At 70.4% G+C, this 14,047-nt stretch carries 12 protein-coding genes; 9 read left to right on the plus strand and 3 right to left on the minus strand.

The window, feature by feature from the left end; translation table 11 throughout:
* The first annotated feature begins 34 nt into the window (after window positions 1-34).
* From HOQ08_RS00920 to HOQ08_RS00945, 6 genes are all read left to right on the plus strand, one after another.
* A complete protein-coding gene (locus HOQ08_RS00920) occupies window positions 35-1,825 on the plus strand; it encodes a thiamine pyrophosphate-requiring protein (RefSeq protein WP_291190155.1) in 1,791 nt (596 codons plus the stop codon).
* On the plus strand, window positions 1,822-2,952 hold the full coding sequence (locus HOQ08_RS00925) for an enolase C-terminal domain-like protein (RefSeq protein ID WP_291190158.1): 1,131 nt from the start codon (window positions 1,822-1,824) through the stop codon (window positions 2,950-2,952). Before HOQ08_RS00920 ends, HOQ08_RS00925 begins: the two co-directional genes overlap by 4 nt.
* Window positions 2,949-6,074: an FAD-binding and (Fe-S)-binding domain-containing protein gene (locus HOQ08_RS00930; protein WP_291190161.1), complete on the plus strand. Its 3,126-nt coding sequence runs from the start codon at window positions 2,949-2,951 to the stop codon at window positions 6,072-6,074. The genes HOQ08_RS00925 and HOQ08_RS00930 overlap by 4 nt, the downstream gene beginning before the upstream one ends.
* 59 nt (window positions 6,075-6,133) lie before the next feature.
* Entirely contained in the window at window positions 6,134-6,580 is a 447-nt protein-coding gene (locus HOQ08_RS00935) for a PPC domain-containing DNA-binding protein (protein ID WP_291190164.1), read from the plus strand.
* Window positions 6,577-6,960 (plus strand): sensory rhodopsin transducer, encoded by a 384-nt coding sequence (locus HOQ08_RS00940; protein WP_291190167.1) that lies wholly within the window; start codon window positions 6,577-6,579, stop codon window positions 6,958-6,960. The genes HOQ08_RS00935 and HOQ08_RS00940 overlap by 4 nt, the downstream gene beginning before the upstream one ends.
* A 103-nt stretch (window positions 6,961-7,063) precedes the next feature.
* On the plus strand, window positions 7,064-8,080 hold the full coding sequence (locus tag HOQ08_RS00945) for an SDR family oxidoreductase (RefSeq protein ID WP_291190170.1): 1,017 nt from the start codon (window positions 7,064-7,066) through the stop codon (window positions 8,078-8,080).
* A gap of 138 nt (window positions 8,081-8,218) precedes the next feature.
* Here HOQ08_RS00945 and grxD read toward each other — a convergent pair whose 3' ends face one another.
* The 3 genes from grxD to HOQ08_RS00960 form a co-directional block, all read right to left on the minus strand.
* Window positions 8,219-9,142 carry a Grx4 family monothiol glutaredoxin gene (grxD, locus tag HOQ08_RS00950; RefSeq protein WP_291190173.1) on the minus strand — a complete coding sequence of 308 codons (924 nt, stop codon included), beginning with the start codon at window positions 9,140-9,142 and terminating at the stop codon, window positions 8,219-8,221.
* Window positions 9,143-9,216: 74 nt separating this feature from the next.
* A complete protein-coding gene (locus HOQ08_RS00955) occupies window positions 9,217-9,816 on the minus strand; it encodes an SGNH/GDSL hydrolase family protein (RefSeq protein WP_291190220.1) in 600 nt (199 codons plus the stop codon).
* A gap of 244 nt (window positions 9,817-10,060) precedes the next feature.
* Window positions 10,061-11,305 (minus strand): aminotransferase class I/II-fold pyridoxal phosphate-dependent enzyme, encoded by a 1,245-nt coding sequence (locus HOQ08_RS00960; RefSeq protein WP_291190223.1) that lies wholly within the window; start codon window positions 11,303-11,305, stop codon window positions 10,061-10,063.
* A gap of 142 nt (window positions 11,306-11,447) precedes the next feature.
* Here HOQ08_RS00960 and rsgA point away from each other — a divergent pair, with 142 nt between their 5' ends.
* The 3 genes from rsgA to HOQ08_RS00975 are packed head-to-tail and all read left to right on the plus strand — an operon-like array spanning window position 11,448 to window position 13,998.
* Window positions 11,448-12,500, plus strand: a complete 1,053-nt coding sequence (gene rsgA / locus HOQ08_RS00965) for a ribosome small subunit-dependent GTPase A (protein WP_291190226.1) — start codon at window positions 11,448-11,450, stop codon at window positions 12,498-12,500.
* A gap of 26 nt (window positions 12,501-12,526) precedes the next feature.
* On the plus strand, window positions 12,527-12,730 hold the full coding sequence (locus tag HOQ08_RS00970) for a hypothetical protein (RefSeq protein ID WP_291190229.1): 204 nt from the start codon (window positions 12,527-12,529) through the stop codon (window positions 12,728-12,730).
* On the plus strand, window positions 12,727-13,998 hold the full coding sequence (locus tag HOQ08_RS00975; protein WP_291190231.1) for a flavohemoglobin expression-modulating QEGLA motif protein: 1,272 nt from the start codon (window positions 12,727-12,729) through the stop codon (window positions 13,996-13,998). Before HOQ08_RS00970 ends, HOQ08_RS00975 begins: the two co-directional genes overlap by 4 nt.
* Window positions 13,999-14,047: the final 49 nt, after the last annotated feature.

Raw genomic sequence — 14,047 nt, forward strand, 5'->3', positions numbered from 1 at the left:
CCCTGGGTGTCGCGCCGCCTGAGGAGCGATCAGCATGAGCGAAACCGTCGGCGACTTCATCCTGCAGCGCCTCACCGACTGGGGCATCCGGCGCGTGTTCGGTTATCCGGGCGACGGCATCAACGGGATCATGGGCGCGATGGGCCGTGCGGCCGACCGCTTCGACTACGTGCGCGTACGCCATGAGGAGATGGCGGCGTTCATGGCCGGCGGGCATGCCAAGTTCACCGGGCAGATCGGCGTGTGCTTCGCCACCTCCGGGCCAGGCGCGATCCACCTGCTCAACGGCCTGTACGACGCCAAGATGGACCACATGCCGGTGCTGGCGATCGTGGGCCAGCAGGCGCGCACCGCGCTGGGCGCCGACTACCAGCAGGAGGTGGACCTGCAGACCCTGTTCAAGGACGTCTGCGGCTATGTCGAGACCATCGTCGCCGCCGCCCAGGCGCGCCACGTGATCGACCGCGCCGTGCGCATCGCCGCAGCCGAACGCACCGTCACCTGCGTGATCGTGCCCAACGATCTGCAGGAAATGCCCGCGGTGCCCAGTCCGCCGCGCAAGCATGGCGACGTCTATTCCGGCGTGGGCTATGCGAACCCGCACCCGGTGCCGGGCCAGGAAGACATCGAGCGCGCGGCGAAGATCCTCAACGAGGGACGCAAGGTTGCGATCCTGATCGGCGCCGGCGCGATGGCGGCAGGCGAGCAGGTCAAGGCGGTCGCCAACCGGCTCGACGCGGGCGTGGCCAAGGCGCTGCTGGGCAAGGCCGCGCTGCCGGACGACCTGCCCTTCGTCACCGGTCCGATCGGGCTGCTCGGCACCAAGCCGAGCTGGGACATGATGAACGACTGCGACACCCTGCTGATGGTGGGAACCACCTTCCCCTACTCGGAATTCCTGCCGCCGGACGGCCAGGCGCGCGCGGTGCAGATCGACATCGAGCCGCGCAACGTGTCGATGCGCTACCCCACCGAAGTCAACCTGATCGGCGACAGCGCCGAGGTGCTCGACCGCCTGCTGCCTCTGCTGCGCCCGAAGGAGAACCCCGACTGGCGCGAACGCATCGAGCTCAACATCCGCAAGTGGTGGCGGGACCTGGAAGCCAAGGCCATGGAGCCGGCCAACCCGATCAATCCGCAGCGGATCTTCTGGGAGCTTTCCCCGTGCCTGCCCGACCACGCGATCATCGCCGGCGACTGCGGCTCGCACACCAACTGGTACGCGCGCGACGTGCGCCTGCGCCAGGGCATGATGGCCTCGCTCTCGGGCAAGCTCGCCACCATGGGCAGCGGCATGCCCTATGCGATTGCCGCCAAGTTCGCCTACCCCGGGCGGCCGGTGCTGGCGATCGTCGGCGACGGCGCCATGCAGATGAACGGCAACGCCGAGCTGATCACCGTCAAGGAGTACTGGAAGCGCTGGGAGAACCCCTGCTTCGTGGCGATGGTGCTGCACAACGACGACTTGAACCAGGTGACCTGGGAGCAGCGCGCGCTGGCCGGCGATCCCAAGTTCACGGCAGCGCAGTACGTCGAGGACTTCAACTACGCCAAGTATGGCGAGCTGCTCGGCTTCAAGGGCATCCGCGTGGACGACCCGGCGGACCTCGGCCACGCCTGGGAGGAAGCCTTCGCCGCCGACCGCCCGGTGGTGCTGGACATCATCGCCGACCCGGACGTGCCGCCGCTGCCGCCGCACATCAGCTGGGCGCAGGCCAAGGCGTACATGACCGCGCTGGCCAAGGTCGATCCGGACGAGGGCGGCATCATCAGGCAGAGCCTGCGCCAGGTGCTCGCGGGCATCCTGCCGCACGAGCAGCGATGACGGGCGAGCGGCCCGTGCCGGCCGGTCGCCGCATCGCGCGCATCGAGGCGGATGCCTACCGCATACCCACCGATGCGCCCGAGGCCGACGGCACCATCGCGTGGGACGCCACCACGCTGGTGCTCGCGCAGGTCTCCGCCGGCGGCCACACCGGGCTGGGCTACACCTACGCGCATGCCGCCGCAGCGGCGCTGATCATCGACCCGCTGCGCGACAACCTGCTCGGCCACGACGCCGACGACATTCCCGCCGCCTGGGCGAAGATGAACCGCAGCCTGCGCAACATCGGCCGCCCGGGCGTGGGCCTGATGGCGATCGCTGCAGTGGACGTCGCGCTGTGGGACCTCAAGGCGCGATTGCACGGCACCTCGGTGGTGCGCCTGCTCGGGCGCGTGCGCGAGGCGGTGCCGGTGTACGGCAGCGGCGGGTTCACCACTTACCCGGTCGAACGGCTGCAACGACAGCTGGCCGGCTGGGTGGAGCAGGGCATCGGGCGGGTCAAGATGAAGGTCGGCACGCAGCCGGCCGACGACGGCGCACGGGTGCGCGCCGCACGCGAGGCGATCGGCACCGCGCCCGAACTGATGGTCGACGCCAACGGCGCGTACGACCGCAAGCAGGCGCTGGCCTTCGCCACGCAATGGGCGGGCGAAGGCGTGGGCTGGTTCGAGGAGCCGGTGTCCTCCGACGACCTCGAAGGGCTCGCGCTGCTGCGCGACCGCATGCCGCCGGGCATGCAGGTGGCCGCCGGCGAATACGGCTGGGACGACTGGTACTTCCGGCGGATGCTGCAGGCCGGGGCGGTCGACGTGCTGCAGATCGACGGCACCCGTTGCGGCGGCTTCACCGGTTTCCTGCAGGCCGCCTCGATCGCGCACGGCTTCGGCGTGCCGGTGTCGGCCCACTGCGCACCGCACCTGCACGCGCACGTCTGCAGCGCGGTGGGACACCTGAAGCACGTGGAGTATTTCCACGACCACGCGCGCATCGAGGCCATGTTCTTCGACGGCCTGCCGCCGCTGCGCAACGGCGCGCTGGTGGCCGATGCGGACGCGCCGGGGTTGGGGCTGGCCCTCAGACAACGTGACGTGGAGCGTTACCGCGTCGCCGCACCGGAGCTCCCATGACGACCGCAAGAGACACCACCGGGAAGGGCGCGGTCATGCCGCTGGCGCCGCCGCGCGTGCGCCATTCCCGCAGCGACCGCTTCGCCTTCTCCAGCGCCGCCGCCACCGTGCTCGCGCAGGACCTGGCCGCACACCTGGAGGGCGAGGTCTGCTTCGACGAGGGCAGCCGCGCGCTTTACGCCACCGATGGCTCGATCTACCGGCAGGTGCCGATCGGCGTGGTCAAGCCGCGCCATGCAAGGGACGTGACGGAGACCCTGCGCATCTGCCGCGAGCACGACGCGCCGGTGCTCTCGCGCGGCGGCGGCACCAGCCTCGCCGGGCAGTGCTGCAACACCGCGGTGGTGATGGACTTCTCCTTCCACCTGAACCAGATCGTCGCGATCGACGTTCCCAACCGCCGCGCGCGCATCGAACCCGGCTGCGTGCTGGACGACCTGCGCGACGCGGCGGAGCAGCACCACCTCACCTTCGGCCCCGACCCCTCCACCCACGCGCACAACACGCTGGGCGGCATGATCGGCAACAACTCCTGCGGCGTGCACTCGGTGATGGCCGGGCGCACCGCCGACAACGTGCACGCGCTGGACATCGTCACCTACGACGGCCTGCGCATGCATGTCGGCCCCACCGGCGAGGAGGAGCTGGAGGCGATCATCCGCGAGGGCGGCCGCCGCGGCGAGATCTACGCGGGACTGAAGTCCATCCGCGACCGCTACGCCGACCTGATCCGCGCGCGCTACCCGAAGATCCCGCGCCGCGTGTCCGGCTACAACCTCGACGAACTGCTGCCCGAGAACGGCTTCAACGTGGCGCGCGCGCTGGTCGGCACCGAAGGCACCTGCGTGACCATCCTGGAGGCCGAGGTGCGCCTGGTGCCCAGCCCGCCGGTGCGCTCGCTGCTGGTGCTGGGCTACCCGGACGTGTTCGAGGCCGGCGACCACGTGCCGCAGATCCTCTCCTTCGGCCCGGTCGGCCTGGAAGGCATCGACGACGTGCTGATCGCCGACATGAAGCGCAAGCACATGCATCCGAAGGATCGCGCCCTGCTGCCGCCGGGGGGCGGCTGGCTGATGGTCGAGTTCGGCGGCGACAGCAAGCAGGAGGCCGACGGCAAGGCGCGCAAGCTGATGCAGGCGCTGAAACAGGGCGACCGCCCGCCGAGCATGAAGCTGTTCGACGACAAGGCCGAGGAAGGCATGTTGTGGACCATCCGCGAATCCGGCCTCGGGGCGACCGCCCGCGTGCCGGGCCAGCCGGACGGCCATCCCGGCTGGGAGGATGCCGCCGTGCCGCCGGACAAGGTCGGGCCGTACCTGCGCGACTTCCGCAAGCTGCTTGCCAAGTACGCCTACACCTGCGCGCTGTACGGCCATTTCGGCGACGGCTGCATCCACTGCCGCATCGACTTCGACCTTTCCACGGCCGAGGCGGTGGCGCAATGGCGTGCATTCATGGACGAGGCGTCCGACCTGGTGCTGTCCTACGGCGGCTCGCTCTCCGGCGAGCACGGCGACGGCCAGGTGCGCGCCTCCCTGCTGCCCAAGATGTTCGGCGACGAACTGGTCCAGGCCTTCGCCGAGTTCAAGGCGCTGTGGGACCCGCGCGGACGCATGAACCCCGGCAAGGTGGTCGATCCGAATCCGATGGACGCGGATCTTCGCGACGGTCCCGGCTACCAGCCGCCCAAGCTGAGGACCGCGTTCGCCTATCCGGCCGACGGCATGAGCTTCGCCCAGGCCGCGCGCCGCTGCGTGGGCGTAGGCAACTGCCGCAACAAGCATCATCTCGTGATGTGCCCGAGCTACCGCGCCACCCGCGAGGAAAAATGGAGCACGCGCGGGCGTGCGCACCTGCTGTTCGAGATGCTCGAGGGCGATCCGCTGAAGGGCGGCTGGCGCAGCGAGCCGGTGCGCGATGCGCTGGACATGTGCCTGGCCTGCAAGGGTTGCAGGAGCGATTGCCCGGTCAACGTGGACATGGCCACCTACAAAGCCGAGTTCATGCACCACCACTACAAGGGCCGCCTGCGCCCGCGCGCGGCCTACTCGATGGGGCGCATCTTCGACGTGGCGCGCATGGCCTCGCACGCACCGTGGCTGGCCAATGCGATCCTGCAGACACCGGGCCTGTCGCACCTGGCCAAGGCGATCGGCGGCATCGCTCAACAGCGCGCGATGCCGCGCTTCGCCGGCGAGACCTTCCGCGACTGGTTCCATGCCCGCGAAAACCAGCTTTCTCTCTCCCGGACACGCCCGGGGGAGAACGCCGCCCTGAGTTCGTCGAAGGAGGCTGGGGAGAGGGGTAGGCCTTTCCCCAACGCCCCCGAAGTCCTGCTCTGGCCCGATACCTTCAACAACTACCTGCATCCGGCTCCGCTCAAGGACGCCGTCGGCGTGCTGGAGGCGGCCGGCTACCGCGTGCAGGTACCCGAGGCCGCGCTGTGCTGCGGCCGTCCGCTGTACGCCGAGGGCATGCTGGCCAGGGCGCGGGTGCAGCTCACCGGGGTCATGGATGCGCTCTCACCGTACATCGACCGCAACGTGCCGGTGGTGGGGCTGGAGCCGTCCTGCGTCGCGGCTTTCCGCGACGAGCTGCCCAACCTCTTCCCCGGCGATGAGCGCGCGCACTGGCTCTCGCGCAACACCTATCTCTTCAGCGAGTACCTGGATCGCGTCGGCTACGCGCCGCCGCAGTTGAAGCGCAAGGCGCTGGTGCACGCGCACTGCCACCACCACGCGGTGATCGGCACCGATGCGGAGAGGCGCCTGCTGGCCAAGGCCGGCCTGGACTTCCAGCTCCTCGACGCCGGCTGCTGCGGCATGGCCGGTTCGTTCGGCTTCGACGCGAAGAAGGTGCACGTCTCCATCGCCATCGGCGAGCTGGCATTGCTGCCGGCGATTCGCGCGGCCGATGTCGACACGCTGATCATCACCAACGGCTTCAGCTGCCGCCAGCAGATCGAGCAATGTACCGGGCGCGTCGCGCTGGTCGTGTCGCAGGTACTGGCGCTGGCGCTGGCGCAAGGCCCATCCAACCTCGACGCCATACCCAACAAAGCCGGGTCCCTCTCGCACCGGGAGAGGGGCAGGGGAGAAGGGGTGACCGGAGCGCAGCTCTGAGGCCTTATCCCCCAACGCCTCTCCTGACGGGAGAGGGACCCAAGCAGGAACGTCACGCCATGCGCCACCAACTGATCCACCAGGACGAGAACAAGACGTGGGCCGTCGTGCTCGAAACCGGTGACGAGGCCGGCGCCTGCCTGCTCGAGTTCGCCAGGGCGCAACAGCTCTCCGCCGCGCACTTCACCGCCATCGGCGCCTTCCAGCGCGCGGTGCTCGCTTACTTCGACTGGGACACGAAGGATTACGAACGGATCGAGGTAGGCCAGCAGGTCGAGGTGGTCTCGCTGATCGGCGACGTCGCACTCAAGGGCGACCTGCCCAGCCTGCACATGCACGCGGTGCTCGGCCAGCGCGATGGCAACGCGCTCGGCGGCCACCTGCTCGAAGGCCATGTGCGCCCCACGCTGGAGGTGATCGTCACCGAGGCCCCCGCGCACCTGCGCCGCCGCCACGACCCGGTTTCGGGCCTGGCCCTGATCCGTCCCGACAAGGAGCTGCCATGAACGCACCCGCACCGATTGGCGAACGCCGCTGGGCGATTGCCGAGGGCTACATCCCGCCCGGCGGCACCCATGCCGACGATCCGCGCTTCGAGAGCCACGAGACCGCCTGCCTGCTCAACGCCAATGACCGCGATGCGCAGGTGACCCTCACCATCTACTTCAAGGACCGCGAGCCGGCCGGTCCCTACCGCGTGACGGTGCCAGCGCGGCGCACGCTGCACCTGCGCTTCAACGACCTCGAGGAACCCGAGCCGATCCCGCGCGACACCGACTACTCCAGCGTGATCGAGTCGGACGTACCCATCGTGGTGCAGCACACCCGCCTGGATTCGCGCCAGGCCGCGCTCGCCCTGCTTTCCACCATCGCCTACGGCGCCTGAGGACTCCCTCTCTCCCGGCATCGCCGGGGAGAGCGCCGCCCTGAGCTCGTCGAAGGGGCGGGGGAGAGGGGAGGCCTTTCGCTTTTGTTTTCAAGGAACGACCATGAAGAAGAAACCCGAAGTCGTCGTCATCACGGGCGCCTCCGCCGGCGTCGGCCGCGCCACCGCCCACCGCTTCGCCCGCGACGGCGCGCGCATCGCCCTGCTGGCGCGCGGCAGCGACGGGCTGGATGTGGCGGCCGAGGAAGTGCGCAAGCTCGGCGGCGAGGCGCTGGCCATTGCGGTCGACGTGGCCGATGCCGATGCGGTCGAGGCGGCCGCCGAACGAATCGAGCAGGAGCTCGGCCCGATCGACATCTGGATCAACGATGCCATGGCAACCATCTTCGCGCCGGTGCACGAGATCAGCGCCGCCGAATTCCGCCGCGCGACGGAGGTGACCTACCTGGGCACCGTGCACGGCACCATGGCGGCGCTCAAGCGCATGCGCGCGCGCGATCGGGGCACCATCGTGCAGGTCGGCTCGGCGCTGGCCTACCGGGCGATCCCGCTGCAGGCGCCGTACTGCGGCGCGAAGTTCGCCATCCGCGGCTTCACCGATGCGCTGCGGGTGGAGCTGATGCACGAGAAGAGCCGCATCCACGTCACCATGGTGCAGCTGTCGGCCTTCAACACGCCGCAGTTCCAGTGGGGCCGCACCAAGCTGCCGCGCCGGCCGCAGCCGGTGCCGCCGGTTTTCCAGCCCGAGGTGGCGGCCAGGGGCATCCACTGGGCCGCGCACCATCGCCGGCGCGAGCTGCGGGTGGGCTTCCCGGCGGTCAAGGCGATCGTGGGCAACAAGCTGTTCCCGCGCCTGGCCGACCGCGATCTGGCCAAGCTCGGCTACGAGGGCCAGATGGGCGGGCAGCCGGTGCCGGAGGACCGGCCCGACAACCTGTTCGAACCGGTGATCGCCGACTATGGCACGCACGGGCGTTTCGACGCGCGTTCCAGGGCCTACAGCCTGCAGCTGTGGGCCACCACGCATCGCAGCCTGGTGCTCGCCGGCGCGCTGGCGGCCGGAGCGTTGCTGTGGGCCGCGAGCCGCGGAACAAGGACGGCCGCGCGTCGGCTCGGCTAGCGAATGGCTCCCTCTTCCCGGCCACGCCCGGGGAGAGGGAGAGGCCGTTGCTCTGTTTTCGTCGTGGACGAAAACCCTTCCCATCCCTCCGAACCCTTTCTCCCCCGGGGTTACGCCCGGCGGAGAGGGAAGTGAAGCTCAGTAGCGCGGCACGTTGGGATCAACCTCGCGCGCCCACGCGTCCATGCCGCCCTCGACATTGAACACCTGGGTGAATCCGTGCGCCGCGAAGCGCTCGGCCATGCCGCGGCTGGAGTTGCCGTGGTGGCAGATGAAGGCGATCGCGGTGTCCTTGGGCAGCGCCGCGAGCGCGTCGTAGCCTTCCTCCTCCAGCACGCGCGCCAGCGGCAGCGGCGCAGCCTGGGCGCGACCCGTGGCCGGTCGCACGTCGACCAGCACCACGCTGCCGCCCGCCAGGCGGGTCTTCAGTTCCTGCACGCTGAGCGAACCGATCTCCTGCGCGCCGGGGAACTTCAGGCTCAGCCCCTCGCCCTGCACGGTGGACACCCAGTCGATCACGATGCCCTTGGCGCGCTGTGCGCTGCCCGGGTCGAAGTGCACCTCGATGCCGTTGGCCACCACCACGATGTCGTGATCGCCGGCCGGCGCGAGCTGGAAGCCCGCGCTGTGGTCGGGGCCGATCTCCAGGTGCAGCGCCAGGCCCTGCGCGTTGGCGATGCCGTTGCGGATGGCTTCCGCCGCCTTGTCGGTAATCGTGATTTCCGGCGGCGTGCGGTCCGGCGCGGCAGCGCCGAACAGCGTATGCAGCTCGCCGCTGGCGTACATCTGCCGGATGATGTCGGCGCCGCCGACGAGCTCGCCCTCGACATAGAGCTGCGGGATCGTCGGCCAGTCGCCGTAGACCTTGATGCCCTCGCGAATCTCCGGATCCTCCAGCACGTTCACCGTGTGGTACTCGGGCAACAGCTCGTTGAGCGTGTTGGTGGCCGCGGCGGAGAAGCCGCACATCGGCTGGCGGCGGTCGCCCTTCATGAACAGCACCACGCGGTGGTCCTTGAGCAGGGTTTCGATGCGTTCGCGGGTGGCGGGGTCGAGGGACATGGGAAAGCTCCGGCAAAGAGGGCCAATGATACGCCCCGCAGGTGGGGGCGTTGGCGGCCATCCCAACCGGCGCGCTATTTCACCGCAGCGGCCGCTGCCGGCAGGATGGCCTCGGTCCACAGCGCGTACTGCGCCGCGGACGGGTGCAGCCCGTCCTCGGCCAGCAGCTCCGGATGGCGGCGCGAAACCGGCGTGATGTCCACCCAGCGCGCGCCGCCGCGGCCGGCCTCGTCGCGGGCGATGGCGTTGTAGACGTCCAGCGCGTGGGCGATGCACGCACCGTCGCGGCCCTGCTCGCGGGCGAAGCGGGTGACGCCCCAGTCGGGGATCGACACCACGACCACGTGCGATGCGCGGCCGCCGGCCAGGCCGATGGCGCGTCGGAGCAAGCGCGCGAACTGGTCGCGGTACTCGCCGGCGCCGCGGCCGCGGTATTGATTGTTGACGCCGATCAGCAAGGTGACCAGGCCGTAGGGCGGCGAGAGCGCGGCCGCGCCCATGCCGGCGGAGAGCTCGTCGGTGGTCCAGCCGGTGACGGCGACGATCTGCGCGTCGTCGATCGCCACGCCACGCGCGCGCAGCCGTCGCACTAGCTGCGCAGGCCAGCGGCCGGCGGCGGGCACCGCTTCGCCGATGGTGTAGGAATCGCCCAGGGCGAGGTAGGGGATGGGCATGACGGGTTTCGTCCGATGGTGGATGTCCTTCGACTCCGGCGCTGCGGGCCTACGCGCAGGACGAACGGCTGCGGGGAACGTTCGCGCTGAGCATAGCCTGCAGGGCGAAGTCGAAGCGCTGCCTCGGTCCCCACGCCCGGACCCCTTTCCTGCGGAAGAGCGCCGGCAGGCGGGTGAGGGTCCGCGCGGAGCGTGGCGCCTTGGCGATGTCGAACCCTCTCCCGAGGGGAGAGGGGCTTCAACATCAGGCGACGGCAGGCGTGCGTGCCTGCTCGGCCGCCATCCGCCCCAGCACCCGTTCGATCCGCACGAACACTTCGGCCAGCTGCGCCGGCGGCGGCAGCAGGGTCAGGCGCAGGTGACGGCTGTGCGGCACGTTGAAGCTGGAGCCGGGCACCACCAGCACCGCCTCCTCTTCGAGCAGGCGCAGGGCGAAGCAGTTGTCGTCGAACTGCGGCAGGCGCTCGGCACGCACTTGCGGGAAGGCGTACAGCGCGCCGGCGGGAGCGACCAGGTCGAGATAGCTGCTTGCCGCCACGCCGTCGAGCACCGCGCGGCGCGCCTCGTGCAGGCGCCCGCCCGGGGCGGTGAGCGCGGCGATGGTGGGCCGTCCGGTCAATGCCGGCACCACCGCCCACTGCGCCGTGACGTTGGCGCACAGGCGCAGCGCCGCCAGCAGTTGCAGCGCGTCGCGGTAGGCGGCCGTGCGTGCCGGGTCGCCGGAGAGGCTCAGCCAGCCGACGCGATAGCCGCAGGCGCGATGCACCTTGGACAGCCCGCCGAAGCTGATGCACGGATGCGCACCGGCGACCTCGGCCAACGGCTGGAAGGGCGCGCCGTCGTAGAGGATCTCGTCGTAGATCTCGTCGGCGAGCAGCAGCAGGCCATGGCGCGCAGCGATCGACACCAGTCGTTCGAGCAGTGCGCGCGGGTACACCGCACCGGTCGGGTTGTTCGGGTTGATCAGCACCAGCGCCCGGGTGCGGGGCGTCACCAGTGCCTCGATCTCGTCCGGATCGGGCAGGTGGTCGTTCTGCGCCAGGCACCGGTAGTAGCGGGGGCGGCCGCCGTTCAAGAGGGTGGCGGCGCTCCACAGCGGATAGTCGGGGCTGGGCAGCAGCACCTCGTCGCCCGGCTGCAGCAGCGCGCGCAGGCTGAGGTCGATCAGCTCGCTGACCCCGTTGCCGACCACGATGCGCTCGACCGCCACGTCCTGCGCGCCACGGGCGCGCTGTTGCGCGGCGATGGCTGCGCGCGCCTCTTCCAGGCCCTGCTCGTGGCCGTAGGCCTCGCTGTCGGTGAGGTGCGCGGCGATCGCCTCGCGCAGGTGCGCCGGCGCATCGAAGCCGTAGCGGCCCGGGTTGCCGATGTTGAGCTTGATGATCTCGTGCCCGGCCGCCTCCAGTTCGCGCGCGCGGCGGGTGAGGGCGCCGCGGATCTCGTAGCGCACATCGGCCAGGTGTGCGCTGGGAAAGATGGAAACCGGCACGGACGTCCTCGCAGGGCAGGTGAAAGCACCGATGCTAGCAGCGCCCGGCGCTGCGCGGCTTCGCCGGTGGCCGCCGGGGCTGAACGGACTGCACGGATCGAGCGCACGGGCGCGCCGCGGGAAACGGGCATAATCGGCCGCCATGAGCGACGAGGCCATCCTCCAACGCCTGCGCCACATCGGCTGGCGCGGCGAGCTGCCGTCCGGCGGCCGGCGCATCGCGCGCGTGGTCGCGCAGCATCGTGCCGGCTACGAGCTGCACGATGGCCAGGCGCTGTTCGGCGCACAGCCGGCAGGACATTTCCTCAAGCGCGCGCTGGATCCGGCGCAACGCCCGGCGGTGGGCGATTTCGTCGAGGTGGAGGACGGCCGCCCGCCGCACATCGCCACCGTACTGCCCCGCCGCAGCGTGCTCTCCCGCGCCGCCGCCGGCGAGCGCTACGAACGGCAGACCATCGCCACCAACATCGACTACGTGCTGGTGCTGACCGGGCTGGACAACGATTTCAATCCGGCGCGCATCGAGCGCTACCTTTCGCTGATCGAGGATTCCGGCGCCCAGCCGGTGGTGCTGCTGAGCAAGCTCGACCTGCACGAGGAGGCCGCCGCACGCATGGCCGCGCTGCGCGAGCGGCTGCCGGAGGGCACGCCGGTGCATGCCATCAACGGCAAGGACCCGGCCAGCGCGACCTTGCTCGCGCGCTACCTGGGCCCGGGCGACAGCGCGGTGCTGGTCGGCTCCTCCGGCGCCGGCAAGTCCACACTCACCAACACCTTGCTGGGCGCCGAGCGCATGGCTACCGGCGCAGTGCGCGCGCACGACAGCCGCGGCCGCCACACCACCACCCACCGCGCGCTGCTGATGCTGCCCTCGGGCGGCTGCCTGATCGACACGCCCGGCATGCGCGAACTGAAGCTCACCGGCGAGGAGAACCTCGACCTGTTCGCCGACATCGAACTCTTGGCCGAAACCTGCCGCTTCGCCGACTGCGGTCACGGCAGCGAGCCCGGATGTGCGGTGCAGTCGGCGCTGGACTCCGGCGAGCTCACCGCCGAGCGCTGGCGCAACTACCTCAAGCTGCGCGACGAGCGCGAGGAGCAGGCCGCCACGCTGGAGGCGCGCCTGCGCCGGCAACGCGGTGGCCGCCCGGCGGACCGCCCGCACGGGCACCGCGGACGGCGCGAGCGGGAATGAAAGCCACGAAAAGCGGGAGATCACCGATGGAACCCGATGCGCTGACCAAGGGCCGGCGTGAGGTCCGCTACGGCGTGGCCTTCCTGTCGGCCGGGCTGCTTTGCGCGATCGGCGCGTGGCGGGTGATCGTTCGCCACGAAGGTTTCCTGCCGGTGGGCCTGCCGCTGGCGGCGCTGGGAACCGGCAGCGCCCTGCTGGCCCGTCGCCCACGGCGCGGAGAGGGCGCATGAGCACGACGGCGCCGGAGCAGAACCACTACGCCGCACTCGACCGGCGCCTGCTGGCTGCCACCCGCGCCATCAACATCCTGCCCACCGTCGCCTGGCCGGCCTCGCTGGAGCAACGCATGATCGCGGCCTACGAGCGCGGCGACTACGCGCTGCCGGACGTGCACTACGTGCGGCCGGACCTGGCGCAGGTGCGCGCCGAACTGGCGGCGATCGAACGCGAGGCCGAGACCGCGCTGGCCGGCGATCCGATCGGCGATTACCTGTGCCGTACCGCCGCCTCCTGGCGCATCGCCACGCAGATGCTGGAGGCGGTCGGCAGCGCGGGCGTCACGGCACCGTCCATCGCCCTGTACGGACGCCCGGGCGACGCGATTCCCGGCAGCCAGAAAAGCAATCTCGACGCGGCGCGCTATTTCGTCGAGCTGTCCGACGAACTGGGTGCCGACCTGCTGGCCGACGATGTGTGCATGGACATCCCCGCCGAAACGCTGCGGGTGGACCTGGGCCATACGCTGGACGAATTCTTCGGACCGGGCCGCATCGTCGTCGAGGTCGATCCGGAACTGACCGCCAAGGCCGCCGCCGGCGCCACCCGCATCCGCCTGCGCGGCGGCGCGAGCTTCAGCGAGTACGACCGCCACCAGCTGCTCGCGCACGAGGCCTTCGTGCATTCGCTGACCGCGCTCAACGGCCGCGAGCAGCCGCTGCTGGCCTCGCTGGCGCGCACCTCGCCGCGCGTCACCGCCACGCAGGAAGGCCTGGCGGTGTTCGCCGAACTGATGTCCGGCGCTATCGACATCGCCCGCCTGAAGCGCATCAGTCTGCGCATCCTGGCGATCGACATGGCGCTCAACGGTGCCGATTTCGTCGAGGTCTACAAGTACTTCCGCCACTGCGGCCAGGGGTCGGCGGACAGCTTCCATTCGGCGCAGCGCGTGTTCCGCGGCGTGCCGCTGGGCGGCGGCGCGGCCTTCGCCAAGGACAACGTGTATCTCTCCGGCCTGCTCACCGTGCACACCTTCTTCCGCTGGGCCTTCAAGCAGCAGCGCATGGACCTGCTGCGTTACCTGTTCGCCGGCAAGCTGGCGCTGCACGACGTGATCACCCTGCAGCCGCACTTCGAGGCCGGCACGCTCAAGCCACCACGCTGGCTGCCGCCGTGGATGCAGCACGTGCATGGACTGGCCGGCAAGCTGGCCTTTTCGCTGTTCGTCAACGGCATCCACATGGGGCAGGTGCAGGCCGATGAGCTGAACCTGCGGCTGTAGGCCGCGGCACAGCAGGGCGTTCCCGGCCCCGCGCGTGGGGCGCACTGCT

The sequence above is a fragment of the Frateuria sp. genome (assembly GCF_013362045.1).
Taxonomy (GTDB): domain Bacteria; phylum Pseudomonadota; class Gammaproteobacteria; order Xanthomonadales; family Rhodanobacteraceae; genus Frateuria_A.

Bases quoted from the DNA above. Each gene is read 5' to 3' on its own strand.
- HOQ08_RS00920 (WP_291190155.1), top strand. From the start codon at position 35: ATGAGCGAAACCGTCGGCGACTTCATCCTGCAGCGCCTCACCGACTGG.
- rsgA (WP_291190226.1), top strand. From the start codon at position 11,448: ATGAGCGACGAGGCCATCCTCCAACGCCTGCGCCACATCGGCTGGCGC.
- HOQ08_RS00975 (WP_291190231.1), top strand. From the start codon at position 12,727: ATGAGCACGACGGCGCCGGAGCAGAACCACTACGCCGCACTCGACCGG.
- HOQ08_RS00970 (WP_291190229.1), top strand. From the start codon at position 12,527: ATGGAACCCGATGCGCTGACCAAGGGCCGGCGTGAGGTCCGCTACGGC.
- HOQ08_RS00935 (WP_291190164.1), top strand. From the start codon at position 6,134: ATGCGCCACCAACTGATCCACCAGGACGAGAACAAGACGTGGGCCGTC.
- HOQ08_RS00945 (WP_291190170.1), top strand. From the start codon at position 7,064: ATGAAGAAGAAACCCGAAGTCGTCGTCATCACGGGCGCCTCCGCCGGC.
- HOQ08_RS00930 (WP_291190161.1), top strand. From the start codon at position 2,949: ATGACGACCGCAAGAGACACCACCGGGAAGGGCGCGGTCATGCCGCTG.
- HOQ08_RS00955 (WP_291190220.1), bottom strand. From the start codon at position 9,816: ATGCCCATCCCCTACCTCGCCCTGGGCGATTCCTACACCATCGGCGAA.
- HOQ08_RS00925 (WP_291190158.1), top strand. From the start codon at position 1,822: ATGACGGGCGAGCGGCCCGTGCCGGCCGGTCGCCGCATCGCGCGCATC.
- HOQ08_RS00940 (WP_291190167.1), top strand. From the start codon at position 6,577: ATGAACGCACCCGCACCGATTGGCGAACGCCGCTGGGCGATTGCCGAG.
- grxD (WP_291190173.1), bottom strand. From the start codon at position 9,142: ATGTCCCTCGACCCCGCCACCCGCGAACGCATCGAAACCCTGCTCAAG.